Origin of the sequence: Shinella yambaruensis, from assembly GCF_050859155.1 — a bacterium.
Classification (GTDB): domain Bacteria; phylum Pseudomonadota; class Alphaproteobacteria; order Rhizobiales; family Rhizobiaceae; genus Shinella; species Shinella yambaruensis.
The window spans coordinates 265,649-280,966 of record NZ_CP150638.1; the positions used below are offsets into that span (position 1 = coordinate 265,649).

A 15,318-nucleotide genomic window follows, 5' to 3' on the forward strand; every position below is an offset into this window, starting at 1 on the left:
CCCTTTCCGGGAAAGGAGATGCCCATGCGCACGATCACCCACATAACGATCCTGGTCTCGCTGATGGTCAACGCCGTCGTCTTCGGCGTCGGCACCATCGCCATCCTCGCCGTGCCGGCGCTCAACGCGCAGGCCAAATACCTGCTGCCGGCCTGGATCGTCGTCACCTTCCTCATAAGCCCCGTCATCGCCCGGCTTCTGGCGCCGCGCCTCCGGCTGCGCGAGCATCCGGGCGACCGGCCGCATCTCGGCTGGCGCTGAGCGGCTCAGACCGCCCAGTCCAGCCAGTCGCGCATCAGGCGATGCGCGATGGCGCCCTTCGGCGGCGGGGTCGTGGCGCCGGGCGCAACGCCGGACATGGCGCTGCGCGCGATCATCGCCGCCGTCTCCTCGCGGGTGAACCAGCGGCAATCCTCCAGCTCCTGCTCGTCACGGCGGATGTCGAAGGAGATCGCCTCGCCGTAGCAGCCGATCATCAGCGAATGCGGCATCGGCCAGGGCTGCGAGGCATGGTAGCGCACGCGGCCTACCTTGATGCCGGATTCCTCCAGCGTCTCGCGGCGCACCGTATGCTCGATCGTCTCGCCCGGCTCCAGGAAGCCGGCGAGGCAGGAATACATGCCCTCCGGGAAATGCGGCGAGCGGCCGAGCAGGCAGAGGTCCCGCTCGATGTCGATGATCAGCATGATGGCGACCGGATCGGTGCGCGGGAAGATCGTGTGGCTGCACGCCTCGCAGACGCGGCGATAGCCGCCGATCTCCGAGCGCGTCGGCGCGCCGCACTTGCCGCAGAAGCGGTTGTTGCCGTTCCAGGTCATCAGGCTGGAGGCCTGGGCGAACTGGCCGAGCAGGTCGTCGTCGAGCATCTGCTGGCGATAGAGCGTGCGCCCGTCCGCCGCCCTCAGCGGCTCCTGCAGGGTCTCGGGATCGGCCCTGACGGGGATCGCCAGCCGCGGCTCGCCGTTCTTCAGGTAGCCGAGCAGGATGGCCTCCTCCGGCACCGGGCCGAGCTCGGCCAGCTCATAGGGCGCAAACAGCGGGTCGATGATCTTCTCGTCATGCTTGACGACGAGCTTTCCTCCGGCGATCGCGAAGGCATGCACGGTCTCGGCCTTGAAGGCCTGTTCCAGGCAGTCCGGCGCGCGGTGCTCCGACTGGCGGTCGAGGCTGTTCTCCGCGAAGGCCACCATGGTGCTGGGTTCGGGGTGCGGGCGGTAGAGGTCGAAGAGCGATGGCTTCATGGCGTGAGCGCGTCCAGGATCTTGGCCGCGAGGGCCTTGGTTTCGTCGGCCGAGCGCGGCTCGGCGGTGCCGAAACCCCAGACGGGGCCGGGCCAGTTCGGGTCGCCTTCGCTGCGCGCGATGACATGGACGTGCAGCTGGCGGACGATGTTGCCGAGCGCGGCGACGTTGATCTTCTCCGCCCCGGTCACCTTCTTCAGCGCTTCGGCGACCAGGGTCGTCTCGAAGGTCAGCATGGTCTGGTCGAGCGGCGTCAGGTCGAAGATCTCGCTGACATGCGGCCGCTGCGGCACCAGCATCAGCCAGGGCCAGCGGCCGTCCTTCATCAGGCGCAGCTCGCAAAGGCCGATCTTCGTCAGAAGGTCGCTGTCGCGCACGATCCGTTCGTCAAGGTGAAAGTCGCTCAAGGGGGTCTCCCGGCATGCCTGTTTTCTAGAGTCATGCCACGGCATCCAAATTCGCTCCAACAGTTTTTTATCGGCCGCGCTTGCATTCGGATGGAATATTGCCGATATGGGGGACGGGAGGTTGGTGGTGGACGAGCCACTCGCCAACCGGGTCAGGTCCGGAAGGAAGCAGCCCTAACGAGCCCCGGCACGGGTCATCGTGCCAGCCTCCCACCTTACCGTCCTGATCCTGGCCGTCCTGTCGGGACTGAAAGTTCGATTAGCGGCAGGGTCTATGAGCGACGTAACCCCCAATCCGTCCAGCGAAAAACCCGCCGCCTACCGGGTTCTCGCGCGAAAATACCGCCCCAAGGATTTCTCCGACCTGATGGTTGGTCAGGAGCCGATGGTCCGCACGCTGACCAATGCGTTCGAGACCGGGCGCATCGCGCAGGCCTATATGCTGACTGGCGTTCGCGGCGTCGGCAAGACGACGACCGCCCGCATCCTCGCGCGCGCGCTGAACTACAAGACATCCGAGATCGACCGCCCGACGATCGACCTTCGCGTGCCCGGCGAGCATTGCCAGGCCATCATGGAGGGCCGGCATGTCGATGTCATCGAGATGGACGCCGCCTCCCATACCGGCATCGACGACATCCGCGAGATCATCGAGCAGGTGCGCTACCGCCCGGTCTCGGCTCGCTACAAGGTCTATATCATCGACGAAGTGCACATGCTCTCGACGCAGGCCTTCAACGGCCTCTTGAAGACGCTCGAGGAGCCGCCGGAGCACGTCAAGTTCATCTTCGCGACGACCGAGATCCGCAAGGTCCCGATCACCGTCCTGTCGCGCTGCCAGCGCTTTGACCTGCGGCGCATCGGCGCCTCCGACCTCGTCGGCCTCTTCACCACCATCCTGGGCAAGGAAGGCGTGGAGTTCGAGCCGGATGCGCTCGCCATGATCGCCCGCGCCGCCGAGGGCTCGGCCCGCGACGGCCTGTCGCTGCTCGACCAGGCGATCGCCCATGGCGGCGGCCGCGTCGAGGTGAATGCCGTGCGCGGCATGCTCGGCCTTGCCGACCGCGCGCGCATCGTCGATCTCTTCGAACATGTCGTGAAGGGCGATGCCGCCGCCGCGCTCGCCGAGTTTTCCGCGCAATACGAGGCCGGCGCCAGCCCGCCCGTCGTGCTGACGGACCTTGCCGACTTCACCCATCTCGTCACGCGCATGAAATATGTGCCCGATGCGAGCGGCGACCAGTCTCTGAGCGAGATCGAGCGTGTGCGCGGCGTCGAGTTCGCCAATTCCATCGCCGTCACCGCGCTGTCGCGCATGTGGCAGATGCTGCTGAAGGGCATTCCGGAGACGGAGGCTTCCAGTCGTCCGGCGGGCGCCGCCGAGATGGTCATCATCCGCCTCGCGCACGCCGCCAACCTGCCGTCGCCGGAAGAGGCGGTCCGCCGCCTCGCCGAGCTCTCGGGCGGCGAGGGCGGCGGCAATGGCGCGCGTGCCCCGCAATCCGGCGGCTATGGCGGCAATGGCGGCCAGCCGACGGCGCAGGCCTCGGTCGCCGCCGTTTCCCGTTCGCCGGAGGCACCGGCCCAGCGCGCCCAGTCGGGCGGCGCGGCGGTGACCATGCTGCGTCCCGTGCCGCAGGCCGAGCCCGCATCCCAGCCGGTCGGCCGCATCGAGACCGCCCCGGCCGAGCAGCCGGCCGCCGAGCCGAAGGTACCGGTGAAGTCGGTCGCCGACATTGCCGACCTCTGCACGAAGAACCGCGACATCCGCCTGCGTGCCCTCGTGCGCGCCTTCGTGCGGCCGGTCAGCGTGGAGGCCGGGCGCCTCGAGATCAGCCTTGCCAACGATGCGCCGAAGTCGCTCGTCAACGACCTGTCGAACCGGCTGCAGGAATGGACCGGCATCCGCTGGATGGTGATCCTGTCGCGCGAACCGGGCGGGCCGACGCTGGCCGAGGCCGAGACGATGGCGCAGGAAGCGCGCGTTGCCGATGCGCGCCAGGATCCCGACGTGGCCGCCATCCTGCAGCGCTTCCCGGGTGCCAAGATCATGGACGTGCGCATCAAGGTCCAGGAAACGGAAGACGAGCCCGAGACCGTCGAGGTCGCGGCCGTCGCGGAATCCGCCGAGGGCGACATCCTGCCCGGCGACGATATCGAACACTAGCAGTTCCAGCTGAGGTGCATGGCGGAATTGCACGAAAACAAATGCTCTAACATCCAGTCAGAAAGAGGAGAGGCCGATGCGCGACATCATGGGCATGATGGGCAAGGTCAAGGAAATGCAGGCCAAGATGGAGAAGATGCAGGAGGAGATCGCCGCCCTTCAGGTGAACGGCACCTCCGGCGGCGGCCTCGTCTCGGTCACGCTCGACGGCAAGGGCAATCTCAAGGGCCTGAAGATCGACCCCTCGCTCTTCAAGGAAGACGACGTGGAAATCCTCGAAGACCTGATCGTCGCGGCTCACAAGGACGCCAAGGACAAGGCCGAGGCCGAGGCCGCCGAGAAGACCAAGGCGCTGACCGCCGGCCTGCCGATCCCGCCCGGCTTCAAACTGCCGTTCTGATCCTGTAGGGTCACGCTTTCCGAGGAGGACCTTCGATGAGCCTGATGACCCTCATTGTCTTTGCCGGCGCGCTGATGATGGCGGCCGGCTCGCCCGGCCCGAGCATCGCGGCGCTTGTCGCCCGCGTGCTGTCGCGCGGGGCAAGGGACGTGCTGCCCTTCCTCGCCGCCATGTGGATCGGCGAGGGCATCTGGCTCACCTGCGCCGTGCTCGGCCTTGCGGCCATCGCCGAGAGCTTCCATGCCGCCTTCGTCGCCATCAAGTGGCTGGGCGTCGCCTACCTTCTCTATCTCGCGTGGAAGATGTGGTTCGCGCCGGTGGAGACCGGCGACGGCGCCCTGCCGGAGGCGCGCTCGGGCGCAAAGCTGTTCTTCGCCGGCCTGACGGTGACGCTCGGCAATCCGAAGATCATGATGTTCTACGTCGCGCTCCTGCCGGCGATCATTGATCTCGGCGCCGTTACCCTCGTCGGCTGGGCCGAACTGGTCGCGACCATGTTCATCGTGCTGGTCGCGATCGACCTTGCCTGGGTCTTCCTCGCCTCGCGCGCCCGGCTGTTCCTGAAGAGCCCGCGCGCCGTGCGCCTCGCCAACCGCCTAAGTGCCGGCACCATGGCCGGTGCCGCGGCGGCCATCGCCACCCGCTGATCAGCCGGTCAGGGCCGCGCGCAGCTTGTCGTTGATCGGGGCGGCGAGATAGCGCAGCCGGTCTTCCTCCGAAACGTTCTTGCCATAGGTGCGCAGCAGCTCCGGCATGGTCACCGGCGCGCCTTCGAAGGGCGTATAGGTTGCCGGGTCGCCGGCCTGGATCACCCCGCCCCGCAGCACGCGGCAGTAAAAACCCGGCCGGCCGGCCAGCATGAAGCGTTTCGCAAAGGCCGGGTCGCCCATGCGGGCGGTCAGCGTGTTGCAGGGAATGCGCGTCGAGGTCACTTCGAGCAGCACGCTCTCCGTCTCGATCCGGTCGCCGACCGAGACGCTGCGGCTGTCGAGGCCCTCGATGACGAGGTTCTCGCCGAAGGTTCCCGGCTCCAGCGTGCGGCCGAGTTCCTTCGACCACCAGGCAAGGTCGATCGCGCCGAGGCCGTAGACCGCCTGTTCCGGCCCGCCATGGTGTTTCCGGTTGCAGATCGCGTCGCCCAGCAGGCCCTCGCGGTCGACGACCACGGCCGCATCGGTCGGCGTCTTGAAAATGCCCGTCTTGTAGCTTTTGCCGGGAAGCGGACGGGCAAGGCCCGTGCAAACGGCGAGAATTCTGATCAAGCGCTGCCTCCAGCAAGATGGATTCCGTTTCCCTTGGATATGGGCTAGATACCGGCAATGGCAAAACGAGTCACCGGCCCCGAAATCGAAAAACTCATCCAGCTCCTGGCGAAGGTGCCGGGCCTCGGCCCGCGCTCGGCGCGCCGCGCCGCGCTGCATCTCGTCAAGAAGAAGGACCAGCTGCTCGGTCCGCTCGCCGATGCGATGGGCGAGGCGCATCGCAAGGTGCGCATCTGCTCTTGCTGCGGCAATGTCGATACGAGCGATCCCTGCACCGTCTGCACGGACGTGCGGCGCGACCATGCGGTTATCATCGTCGTCGAGGATGTGTCAGACCTCTGGGCGCTGGAGCGCGCCGGCGCGATGAACGCGGCCTACCATGTGCTCGGCGGCACGCTCTCGCCGCTCGACGGCGTGGGGCCTGACGATCTCAACATCCGCGGCCTCGTCGACCGCGTGGCGAAGGGCGGCGTGCGCGAACTGATCATCGCCGTCAACGCCACCGTCGAGGGGCAGACGACGGCGCATTACATCACCGACCAGCTCTCCGGCCTCGAGGTGAAGATCACCCGGCTCGCCCATGGCGTGCCGGTGGGCGGGGAGCTGGACTATCTCGACGAAGGAACCTTGACGGCTGCGCTTCGGGCGCGCACGGCGATTTGAGGGAGGTTTGTTCATGCTAGGCTGGCTCTCGTGGCTCACCCCCCTCTGCCCTGCCGGGCATCTCCCCCTCAAGGGGGGAGATCGACCCGCGGCAGCCTCTCGCCAATCGTTGACGCTTCAGATTGCTGAAAGGGCGAATTCCTTGCCGATCTCCCCCCTTGAGGGGGAGATGCCCGGCAGGGCAGAGGGGGGTATCGCCACCCGCCTCGCATCGCTCCTCGCGCTTGCCGTCATCGCGATGGCCCTTCCCGCCCAGGCCGCCTCCAAGGCCGAGGTCGAGAAGATGTTCCGCGCCTGGATCGACAGCGACCTCTGGCCGGCCGCGCAGAAGACCGGCGTCAGCGAAAAGACGTTTCGCGCGGCGATGCAGGGCGTGGCGCTCAACTGGGATCTGCCCGACCTCGTGCCGCCCGGCTCAAGGCCGAAGACGGAGCAGGCGCAGAGCCAGGCGGAGTTCTCCTCGCCCGGTGCCTATTTCTCCGAAAAGCGCCTGCAGGGACTGGCGGGAACGGGAAGCCGGCTCGCCAAGACCCACGCTGCGACCTTGCGCAGGATCGAGCAGCGCTTCGGCGTGCCGGGCGAGGTCGTCGTCGCCGTCTGGGGCCGGGAATCCGGCTTCGGCAGCGCGAAGATTCCTTATTCGGCTGTGGAGGTGCTCGCCACCAAGGCCTTCATGTCGACGCGCAAGGACATGTTCCGCAAGGAGCTGATCGCGGCGCTGCATATCGTCGACGGCGGCGACCGGACGGTGGCTGAGTTGAAGGGTTCGTGGGCCGGCGCGCTCGGCCAGCCGCAGTTCATGCCCACCAGCTTCCTGCAATATGCCGTCGATTTCGACGGTGACGGCGTGCGCGACATCTGGGGTTCGGTGCCGGACAGCCTCGCCTCGATCGCCAACTACCTCGCCAAGAAGGGCTGGCAGGCGGGCCGCGGCTGGGGTTACGAGGTATCGATCCCGGCGGGCGTCTCCTGCGCGCAGGAAGGGCCGGATCTGGCAAAGCCCATCTCCGCATGGGCGTCGAGCGGCATCACGCGCATTTCCGGCAAGGGTTTTCCCTCCGGCGAGGCGAAGGCGTCCGGCATGATGCTTGTTCCGGCCGGCACGCACGGCCCGGAATTCATCGTCACGCCGAATTTCTACGTGCTCAAGGAATACAACAATTCCGACCTCTATGCCCTCTTCATCGGCAACCTTGCCGATCGCATCGCCTACGGCAGCGGCCCGTTCCGCGGCGCATGGGGCGATGTCGGCAAGATGCTGCGCTCGGATGTGCTCGCCATGCAGAAGGCGCTCGTCGCCAAGGGCTACGATGTCGGCAAGGTCGACGGCCTGCCGGGCTACAAGACCCGCCGCTCGCTCGGCGACTGGCAGGCCAAGAGCGGCCTGACGCCGACCTGCTATCCGGATGCCTCGCTCAAGGCGAAGCTGCGGTAGGGTTTCCCGCTCATCCGGCTGGGCAGGAACGGGACGGGCTTTGGCGCCTCAATGGATGTCGATCTGCCGCTTGAAGCGCTCGTATTCGTGCGGCACGATCGTCTGCCGCTCGATCATGCGGTGGACGCGCGGCGGTTCGGCGCCGCTGTGCAGCAGGCGCAGCTTCTCGCCGTTGGCGGCATCGGCATGGGTGCGGCGCTGGTTGTGGCGCACATATTCCACCCAGGTCGGCACATGGTAGGTCTCGGTCCAGACCGTCGGGTTCTCGAGGTCGCGCATCAGCGCCCATTGGCCGGCGCCGTCGCGGATGCGGATGCGCCGCCGCTCGGTCATCGCCTCCAGGAATTCCGGTATGTCGCCTTCGGCGATCTCGTAGTCGATCAGAACGACGATCGGGCCGCTGCGCGGCTTCAGGTCCAGCGGCAGGTCCGGCTCGCTGAAGCGGTTGAGCGGATCGACATTGAGGCTCTGCAGCTCGGGAAGCTTGAAGCGCAGGCCGAGAGCCGCGCCGGCGATCATCACGACGGCCGAGGCGAGGAGCGCGGCTTCGGCGCCGTGCGTGTCGGCCGTCGTGCCCCAGAGCCAGCTGCCCGCGGCAATGCCGCCGAAGGTGGTCGTCTGGTAGAGCGAGAGGGCGCGGGCGACGACCCAGCGCGGCGTCGAAAGCTGCACCGTCGTGTTGAACAGCGAGAGCGCCATGACCCAGGAGGCGCCGGCGATCAGCAGCACGGCCCCGGTCAGCAGCGCCGACGCGCTGACCGCCGAAACCCCGGCGCTGACGGCAAAGCCGGTGAAGGCGAGACGGGCAATGGTCTCCGTCGCGAAGCGCTCACGGACCCGCGCATTCATCAGCGCGCCGCCGATCGCCCCGAGCCCGAAACAGCCGAGCAGGATGCCGTAGGTCAGCGGCCCGCCCGAAACGAGGTCGCGGGCGATCAGCGGCAGGAGCGAGAGGATGGAGCTCGTCGCAAGGCCGAAGGCGAAGCCGCGCAGGAGCACCTTGCCGAGGTTCGGCGACATAGAGACGTAACGCAGGCCAGCCGATATGGCACGGCCGAAATCCTCGCGCGGCAGGCCGCTCGGCGAGATGTTCGGCTTCCAGCGGAAAAGCGCATAGAGGAGGGCGAAATAGCTGAGCGCATTGGCGGCGAAGGCGGCGGCCGCCCCCGCCGCGGCGACGATCGCGCCGCCGATGGCCGGGCCGACGCTGCGGGTGAGGTTGAAGCCCATGCTGTTGAGCGAGACGGCGGCGGGAAGGTCCTCGCGCGGCACCATGTCGCCGACGGAGGCCTGCCAGGCCGGGTTGTTGAGCGCCGTGCCGCAGCCGAGCAGGAAGGTGAAGGTCAAAAGCAGCCAGGGCGTGATGACGCCGTACCACGTACAGAGCGTCAGGCCGATCGCGACGGCCAGCATGAAACACTGCGCCGTCAGCATCAGCTTGCGCCGGTCGAAATTGTCGGCGAGCGCGCCGGCGGCAACGGAGAACAGCATGATCGGCAGCGAGGTCGAGGCCTGCACCAGCGCCACCATGTTGGCCGAGGAGGTGATCGAGGCCATCATCCAGGCCGCGCCGACGGACTGGATGAGCCCGCCGAAATTGGAGATCAGGCTCGCCGCCCAGATCACCCGAAAGGTTTCGTTCCTGAAAGGGGCGAGGGGGGATGTCCGGTCTGGCACAGGCAGGCACTCATTCTCGACGCAGCGTTGTCGACAATCTAGTCCATAGGACGAAAGGGGCAAGCCGGTGGCGGCAAAAGCTGTGCGATCCGGCTGCCCACAGGTGAGCAGGAGGGTCGACCTTGCAATTGTGACAGACACGGTCTATATCAGCCGCAAATTCTTGATCGTCAGATGAAGAGTGGGCCCGCGAGGACCCGCTCTTTTTTATTGGCCCGATCGAGTGCATGATAACGACTATCCCGGGAGGGCATGTCATGTCCGACACGAGTGAAACAGGAAATGCGGTCATCGAGCCGCGGCTGATCGTCGAGACCGGCCTCGACCGGCGCGTCGCCGACATCATCGAGCCGACCATCGAGCAGATCGGTTACCAGCTGGTGCGCGTGCGCCTCTCGGCGCAGAACGGCGCGACGCTGCAGATCATGTGCGAGCGGCCGGACGGCACGATGACGGTCGAGGATTGCGAGAAGGTCTCGATGGCCGTCTCGCCGGTGCTCGACGTTGAGGATCCGATCGACAAGGCGTATCATCTCGAGGTCTCGTCGCCCGGCATCGACCGGCCGATGGTCCGCAAGTCGGACTTCTCGCGTTGGCTCGGCCATCTCTTGAAATGCGAGACGTCGATCCTCGTCGATGGGCGCAAGCGTTTCCGCGGCACGATCACGGCGGCGGACGAAAACGGCTTCACCCTGGAGCGGGACCAGCCCGCCGCCGGCGACGAGCCGACGGTCGTCATCCCCTTCACGGCGCTTGCCGAGGGCCGGCTGATCCTGACCGACGACCTGATCCGCGATGCGCTGGCCGCCGACAAGAAGGCCAAGGCCGCGCAGGCCGCGAACCAGAACGACGAAGACGGCGACGAATAAGTTTGTGAGTGCGTTCCGTCCCGGGGGCGTTTGCCCCTTTTGCGGGCGGGGCGGAGAGGACGGAACCGGAGCGGTGCGCCGCTCCCCGATGCCGGAGGCCAAGGCCCCGGCCTGACCATGGAGACCTGAGACAATGGCAGTCAGTGCGAACCGGCTTGAGCTTCTGCAGATCGCGGATGCCGTGGCCCGTGAAAAGGTCATCGACCGCGAGATCGTGCTTGCCGCGATGGCCGACGCCATCCAGAAGGCGGCCCGCTCGCGTTACGGCACGGAATCGAACATCCGCGCCGACATCAATTCCAAGACCGGCGAAATCCGCCTCCAGCGACTGCTGGAAGTCGTTGAGCACGCCGAGGACTATTCGACCCAGATCCCGCTGGAACTGGCGCGCGACCGCAACCCGGACGCCAAGCTCGGCGATTTCATCGCCGATCCGCTGCCGCCGATGGATTTCGGCCGCATCGCCGCCCAGTCGGCCAAGCAGGTCATCGTGCAGAAGGTGCGCGAGGCCGAGCGTGACCGCCAGTACGACGAATACAAGGATCGTATCGGCGAGATCGTCAACGGCACGGTCAAGCGCGTCGAATACGGCAACGTCATCGTCGATCTCGGCCGCGGCGAAGGCATCATCCGCCGCGACGAGATGATCCCGCGCGAGAACATGCGCTACGGCGACCGCGTCCGCGCCTTCGTCTACGACGTGCGCCGCGAGCAGCGTGGCCCGCAGATCTTCCTGTCGCGCACCCATCCGCAGTTCATGGTAAAGCTGTTCACCATGGAAGTGCCGGAAATCTACGACGGCGTCATCCAGATCAAGTCCGTCGCCCGCGATCCGGGCTCGCGCGCCAAGATCGCCGTCATCTCGAACGATTCGTCGATCGATCCGGTCGGCGCGTGCGTCGGTATGCGCGGCTCCCGCGTCCAGGCCGTCGTCGGCGAACTGCAGGGCGAGAAGATCGACATCATTCCGTGGTCGCAGGATCCGGCCTCCTTCATCGTCAACGCCCTGCAGCCGGCGGAAGTCGCCAAGGTGGTTCTCGATGAGGATGCCGAGCGCATCGAAGTGGTCGTTCCGGACGAGCAGCTCTCGCTCGCCATCGGCCGCCGCGGCCAGAACGTGCGCCTCGCCTCGCAGCTGACCGGCTGGGACATCGACATCCTGACGGAAGCCGAGGAGTCCGAGCGCCGCCAGAAGGAATTCAACGAGCGCACCAACCTGTTCATGGATTCGCTCGACGTCGACGAGATGGTCGGCCAGGTGCTTGCTTCCGAAGGCTTCGCCGCCGTCGAGGAGCTGGCCTATGTCGATCTCGACGAAATCGCCTCGATCGACGGCTTCGACGAGGACACGGCCCAGGAGATCCAGACCCGCGCCCGCGAATATCTCGACCGCATCGAGGCCGAGATGGATGCCAAGCGCAAGGAGCTCGGGGTTTCCGACGACCTGCGCCAGATCGACGGCATGACGGGCCAGATGCTCGTCGCGCTCGGCGAGGACGGCATCAAGACGATGGAAGACTTCGCCGGCTGCGCCGCCGACGACCTCGTCGGCTGGTCGGAGCGCAAGGACGGCGAGACGAAGAAGTTCGAGGGCCTGTTCTCGAAGTTCGAGGTCTCGCGCGCCGAAGCCGAAGCCATGATCGTCCAGGCGCGCCTTGCGGCCGGCTGGATCACGGAAGAGGACATCGCGGCTGAAGAGCCGGCTGTCGACGGGGCCGAGCAGGACGCCTGACGGCGTCCCGCGGCTGGAGACGCCGTGGTATGGGTAAGAAGGACGACGGCGTGAACGACCGCATGTGCATCGTGACGCGCGAAAGAGGCGAGGCGGACGATCTGATCCGCTTCGTCGCCGGTCCGGACGGCAGCGTCGTGCCGGACCTGAAGCGTCAGCTTCCCGGACGTGGATGCTGGGTGAAGGCCGAACGGGCGATCGTCGACAAGGCGATCGCCAGGAAGCTCTTCCCGCGGGCGCTGAAGGCGGAGGCGAAGGCCGGCCCGGAGCTCGGGGCCGAGGTGGACCGGCTTCTGGCGGCCCAGCTCGGGGGCATGATGAACATGGCGCGCAAGGCCGGCCAGTTCATCACCGGCTCCACCAAGGTGGACCAGGCGGTGCGGTCTTTGGCCGCTCTTGCCGTGTTCCACGCGACGGACGCGGCCGAGGACGGCGTGAGAAAGATCGACCAGGCGAGGCGGGCGGCAAGCTTCCTCACCGAAGACGAAACGGAAATACCCTCCTTCAGGCTCTTTTCGGAGGGCGAATTGGAGGGCCTTTTGGGCCAGAATGCTTTTATCCATGCCGCGGCGCTTGCAGGGCAGGCGGGTGAGGGTGTAGTGAAGCGCGCAATCATGCTCGAGAAATACCGGGGCGACAGCCAAATGATGGCAAAAGGTGGCGCTGGCCAGACAAACCAATGACGCGGTCACCGGCATTCCGCCGGCCGAAATCGCATTGGAACACAATTGAACGACGGGGTCTGGTGATACGCATCCGGCCCTGATCTTAGGAACGGAACGGAATGACCGACAACAAAGACGACAAGACGATCAGCGTGGCTGGCAAGAAGACCCTGAGCCTGAAGCCCTCGGGGGTTCAGCAGGGAACCGTGCGCCAGGACATGGGTCGTGGCCGGACGAAGGCCGTCGTGGTCGAGACCCGCAAGCGCCGCATCAACCGCCCGGAAGACGAGCGGCCGGTGACGCCCGTCACGCCCGTGCAGCAGCGCCAGCCCGAACCGCAGCAGACGCGCCCCGTGCAGCAACACTCGCGCCCGGCGCCACAGCAGCATGAGCAGAGCCGCCCGCGTGTCGGCGTGGTGCTGAACCAGCTTTCCCCCGATGAGGTCGAGGCCCGTCGCCGCGCGCTTGCCGAAGCACAGATCCGCGACGCCGCCGAAGCGCGCCAGCGCGCCGAGGACGAGGCCCGCCGCAAGGTGGAAGAGGAAGCCCGCCGCAAGGCCGAGGAAGAGGCACGCCTCGTCCGCGAGAAGGAAGAGGCCGAGCGCCGCGCCGCCGAGGCTGCCGCGCCCGCTCCCGCCGTGGAAGAGGCCGTCGCGCAGCCGGTGGCAAAGCCGGCCGTTGCCGCTCCCACTGCCGAAACCCGCCCGCAGCCGACCCGTACGCCGGCGGTAGCGCCGGTTGCCGGCCGTGGCCGCCATGAAGCCGATGACGACGGCGACAAGCGCCCGCGCGGCGGTGCGCCCGTCAACCGCGGCAAGGTCACCCGTCCGGAGCCCGCCAAGGTGCCGGCCCGCCCGAAGACCGACGACGGCCGCCGCCAGGGCAAGCTGACGCTGACGACTGCCGCGACCGACGAGGACGGCGCACAGCGCGGCCGCTCGCTCTCGGCCATGCGCCGCCGTCAGGAGAAGTTCAAGCGCTCCATGATGCAGGAAACGCGCGAGAAGATTTCGCGCGAGGTCGTGCTGCCGGAGACCATCACCATTCAGGAACTGTCGCAGCGCATGTCCGAACGCGCCGTCGACGTCATCAAGTACCTGATGAAGGAAGGCCAGATGATGAAGCCCGGCGATCTGATCGACGCCGACCTGGCCGAACTCATCGCCGGCGAATTCGGTCATACCGTCAAGCGCGTCTCCGAATCCGACGTCGAGGAAGGTATCTTCAACGTTGCCGACGACGAGGGCGATCTGGAATCGCGTCCGCCGATCGTGACCATCATGGGTCACGTCGACCACGGCAAGACCTCGCTGCTCGACGCCATCCGGCATGCCAACGTGGTCGCTGGCGAAGCCGGCGGCATCACGCAGCATATCGGCGCCTACCAGGTCGAGCAGAACGGCCACAAGATCACCTTCATCGACACCCCCGGCCACGCAGCGTTCACCGCGATGCGTGCTCGCGGCGCACAGGCGACGGATATCGCGATCCTGGTGGTCGCGGCCGACGACAGCGTGATGCCGCAGACGATCGAGTCCATCAACCACGCCAAGGCGGCGGGCGTCCCGATCATCGTGGCGATCAACAAGATCGACAAGCCGACCGCAGACGTCCAGCGTGTCCGCACGCAGCTGCTCCAGCACGAGGTCTTCGTCGAATCCATGGGCGGTGAAACGCTCGACGTGGAAGTCTCGGCCAAGAACGGCACGAACCTCGACAAGCTCCTGGAAGCGATCCTGCTGCAGGCCGAAATCCTCGACCTCAAGGCCAACCCGAACCGCACCGCGGAAGGTGTCGTCGTCGAAGCCCAGCTCGATCGCGGTCGCGGCGCCGTCGCCACCGTTCTCGTGCAGACGGGTACGCTGCGGCCCGGCCAGATCGTCGTCGCGGGCGACCAGTGGGGCCGCGTGCGCGCTCTCGTCAACGACAAGGGCGAGCACGTCAAGGAAGCCGGCCCCTCGATGCCGGTCGAGGTACTCGGCCTCTCCGGCACGCCGGCCGCCGGCGACAAGTTCGCCGTGGTCGAGAACGAAAGCCGTGCCCGCGAGATCTCGGAATACCGCCAGCGTCTCGCCCGCGAGAAGGCCGTTGCCCGCCAGTCCGGTTCGCGCGGCTCGCTCGAGCAGATGATGAGCCAGCTGCAGAGCTCCGGCCTCAAGGAATTCCCGCTGCTCATCAAGGGCGACGTGCAGGGCTCGATCGAAGCCATTGCCGGCGCGCTGGAAAAGCTCGGGACGGACGAAGTGCGGGTGCGCATCGTGCATTCCGGTGCCGGCGCCATCACGGAATCGGACATTTCGCTCGCCGAAGCGTCCAACGCCGCGATCATCGGCTTCAACGTCCGTGCGAACGCACAGGCCCGCTCGCTCGCCGAGCGTCAGGGCATCGAGATCCGCTACTACAACATCATCTACGACCTGGTGGACGACGTGAAGGCGGCCATGTCCGGCCTGCTCTCGCCGGAGCGCCGCGAGACCTTCCTCGGTTACGCCGAGATCCTCGAGGTGTTCAACATCACGAAGGTCGGCAAGGTCGCGGGTTGCCGCGTCACCGAAGGCAAGGTCGAGCGCGGCGTGGGCGTGCGTCTGGTTCGCGACAACGTCGTCATCCACGAAGGCAAGCTCAAGACGCTCAAGCGCTTCAAGGACGAGGTCTCGGAAGTCAATGTCGGCCAGGAATGCGGCATGGCCTTCGAGAACTACGAAGACATCCGCGCCGGCGACCAGATCGAGTGCTTCCGCGTGGAGCATATCACCCGTACGCTGTAAGCGTCCGGCGGATAGACCATCGTGCGAGCGCC

General features: G+C 66.8%; 14 protein-coding genes and 1 other RNA gene. 11 read left to right on the forward strand and 4 right to left on the reverse strand.

Translation table 11 applies throughout. From position 1 onward, the window contains the following. Nucleotides 1-24 precede the first annotated feature (24 nt). Complete coding sequence (locus WMC41_RS01320; RefSeq protein WP_244767444.1) at nucleotides 25-261, forward strand: hypothetical protein; 237 nt, start codon at nucleotides 25-27, stop codon at nucleotides 259-261. Between the two features lie 5 nt (nucleotides 262-266). Here WMC41_RS01320 and nudC read toward each other — a convergent pair whose 3' ends face one another. Together nudC and WMC41_RS01330 are read right to left on the reverse strand one after the other, a co-directional pair. Then, on the reverse strand, nucleotides 267-1,241 hold the full coding sequence (nudC, locus tag WMC41_RS01325; protein WP_272804352.1) for an NAD(+) diphosphatase: 975 nt from the start codon (nucleotides 1,239-1,241) through the stop codon (nucleotides 267-269). Beyond that, nucleotides 1,238-1,693, reverse strand: coding sequence for an HIT family protein (locus tag WMC41_RS01330; protein ID WP_432346816.1), 456 nt, complete (start codon nucleotides 1,691-1,693; stop codon nucleotides 1,238-1,240). Before WMC41_RS01330 ends, nudC begins: the two co-directional genes overlap by 4 nt. 71 nt (nucleotides 1,694-1,764) lie before the next feature. On the opposite strand from WMC41_RS01330, the gene ffs reads away from it, so the two are divergent. From ffs to WMC41_RS01350, 4 genes are all read left to right on the forward strand, one after another. Further along, nucleotides 1,765-1,862: signal recognition particle sRNA small type (ffs, locus tag WMC41_RS01335), an RNA gene on the forward strand. Nucleotides 1,863-1,922: 60 nt separating this feature from the next. After that, a complete protein-coding gene (locus WMC41_RS01340) occupies nucleotides 1,923-3,815 on the forward strand; it encodes a DNA polymerase III subunit gamma/tau (protein WP_432346817.1) in 1,893 nt (630 codons plus the stop codon). Between the two features lie 76 nt (nucleotides 3,816-3,891). After that, nucleotides 3,892-4,215 carry a YbaB/EbfC family nucleoid-associated protein gene (locus WMC41_RS01345; protein ID WP_064328809.1) on the forward strand — a complete coding sequence of 108 codons (324 nt, stop codon included), beginning with the start codon at nucleotides 3,892-3,894 and terminating at the stop codon, nucleotides 4,213-4,215. 35 nt (nucleotides 4,216-4,250) lie between these two features. After that, nucleotides 4,251-4,862, forward strand: coding sequence for a LysE family translocator (locus WMC41_RS01350; protein ID WP_288078139.1), 612 nt, complete (start codon nucleotides 4,251-4,253; stop codon nucleotides 4,860-4,862). Here WMC41_RS01350 and WMC41_RS01355 read toward each other — a convergent pair whose 3' ends face one another. Then, a complete protein-coding gene (locus tag WMC41_RS01355; protein WP_432348225.1) occupies nucleotides 4,863-5,474 on the reverse strand; it encodes an MOSC domain-containing protein in 612 nt (203 codons plus the stop codon). It lies immediately after the preceding gene. Nucleotides 5,475-5,534: 60 nt separating this feature from the next. On the opposite strand from WMC41_RS01355, the gene recR reads away from it, so the two are divergent. Together recR and WMC41_RS01365 are read left to right on the forward strand one after the other, a co-directional pair. After that, the gene (gene recR / locus WMC41_RS01360; protein ID WP_023512375.1) at nucleotides 5,535-6,140 is read left to right on the forward strand and encodes a recombination mediator RecR; all 606 of its coding nucleotides are present in this window, start codon (nucleotides 5,535-5,537) and stop codon (nucleotides 6,138-6,140) included. 169 nt (nucleotides 6,141-6,309) lie between these two features. Next, a complete protein-coding gene (locus WMC41_RS01365) occupies nucleotides 6,310-7,575 on the forward strand; it encodes a lytic murein transglycosylase (RefSeq protein ID WP_432346818.1) in 1,266 nt (421 codons plus the stop codon). Between the two features lie 48 nt (nucleotides 7,576-7,623). On the opposite strand, the gene WMC41_RS01370 is transcribed toward WMC41_RS01365, so the two are convergent. Beyond that, the gene (locus WMC41_RS01370; protein ID WP_244767450.1) at nucleotides 7,624-9,252 is read right to left on the reverse strand and encodes an MFS transporter; all 1,629 of its coding nucleotides are present in this window, start codon (nucleotides 9,250-9,252) and stop codon (nucleotides 7,624-7,626) included. A 257-nt stretch (nucleotides 9,253-9,509) separates the two neighbouring features. Here WMC41_RS01370 and rimP point away from each other — a divergent pair, with 257 nt between their 5' ends. The 4 genes from rimP to infB all read left to right on the forward strand — a co-directional run bounded on the left by rimP (nucleotide 9,510) and on the right by infB (nucleotide 15,286). Beyond that, nucleotides 9,510-10,121 carry a ribosome maturation factor RimP gene (gene rimP, locus WMC41_RS01375; protein WP_432346819.1) on the forward strand — a complete coding sequence of 204 codons (612 nt, stop codon included), beginning with the start codon at nucleotides 9,510-9,512 and terminating at the stop codon, nucleotides 10,119-10,121. A 133-nt stretch (nucleotides 10,122-10,254) separates the two neighbouring features. After that, complete coding sequence (nusA, locus tag WMC41_RS01380) at nucleotides 10,255-11,853, forward strand: transcription termination factor NusA (RefSeq protein WP_064328814.1); 1,599 nt, start codon at nucleotides 10,255-10,257, stop codon at nucleotides 11,851-11,853. 29 nt (nucleotides 11,854-11,882) lie between these two features. Continuing rightward, complete coding sequence (locus tag WMC41_RS01385; RefSeq protein WP_244767452.1) at nucleotides 11,883-12,536, forward strand: RNA-binding protein; 654 nt, start codon at nucleotides 11,883-11,885, stop codon at nucleotides 12,534-12,536. A 101-nt stretch (nucleotides 12,537-12,637) separates the two neighbouring features. After that, nucleotides 12,638-15,286 (forward strand): translation initiation factor IF-2, encoded by a 2,649-nt coding sequence (infB, locus tag WMC41_RS01390; protein ID WP_432346820.1) that lies wholly within the window; start codon nucleotides 12,638-12,640, stop codon nucleotides 15,284-15,286. Nucleotides 15,287-15,318: the final 32 nt, after the last annotated feature.

Excerpts from the sequence above, each read along its gene's own strand:
- WMC41_RS01320 (WP_244767444.1), top strand. The coding sequence starts at position 25 with ATGCGCACGATCACCCACATAACGATCCTGGTCTCGCTGATGGTCAAC.
- nudC (WP_272804352.1), bottom strand. The coding sequence starts at position 1,241 with ATGAAGCCATCGCTCTTCGACCTCTACCGCCCGCACCCCGAACCCAGC.
- WMC41_RS01330 (WP_432346816.1), bottom strand. The coding sequence starts at position 1,693 with ATGCCGTGGCATGACTCTAGAAAACAGGCATGCCGGGAGACCCCCTTG.
- WMC41_RS01340 (WP_432346817.1), top strand. The coding sequence starts at position 1,923 with ATGAGCGACGTAACCCCCAATCCGTCCAGCGAAAAACCCGCCGCCTAC.
- WMC41_RS01345 (WP_064328809.1), top strand. The coding sequence starts at position 3,892 with ATGCGCGACATCATGGGCATGATGGGCAAGGTCAAGGAAATGCAGGCC.
- WMC41_RS01350 (WP_288078139.1), top strand. The coding sequence starts at position 4,251 with ATGAGCCTGATGACCCTCATTGTCTTTGCCGGCGCGCTGATGATGGCG.
- recR (WP_023512375.1), top strand. The coding sequence starts at position 5,535 with ATGGCAAAACGAGTCACCGGCCCCGAAATCGAAAAACTCATCCAGCTC.
- WMC41_RS01365 (WP_432346818.1), top strand. The coding sequence starts at position 6,310 with ATGCCCGGCAGGGCAGAGGGGGGTATCGCCACCCGCCTCGCATCGCTC.
- rimP (WP_432346819.1), top strand. The coding sequence starts at position 9,510 with ATGTCCGACACGAGTGAAACAGGAAATGCGGTCATCGAGCCGCGGCTG.
- nusA (WP_064328814.1), top strand. The coding sequence starts at position 10,255 with ATGGCAGTCAGTGCGAACCGGCTTGAGCTTCTGCAGATCGCGGATGCC.
- WMC41_RS01385 (WP_244767452.1), top strand. The coding sequence starts at position 11,883 with ATGGGTAAGAAGGACGACGGCGTGAACGACCGCATGTGCATCGTGACG.
- infB (WP_432346820.1), top strand. The coding sequence starts at position 12,638 with ATGACCGACAACAAAGACGACAAGACGATCAGCGTGGCTGGCAAGAAG.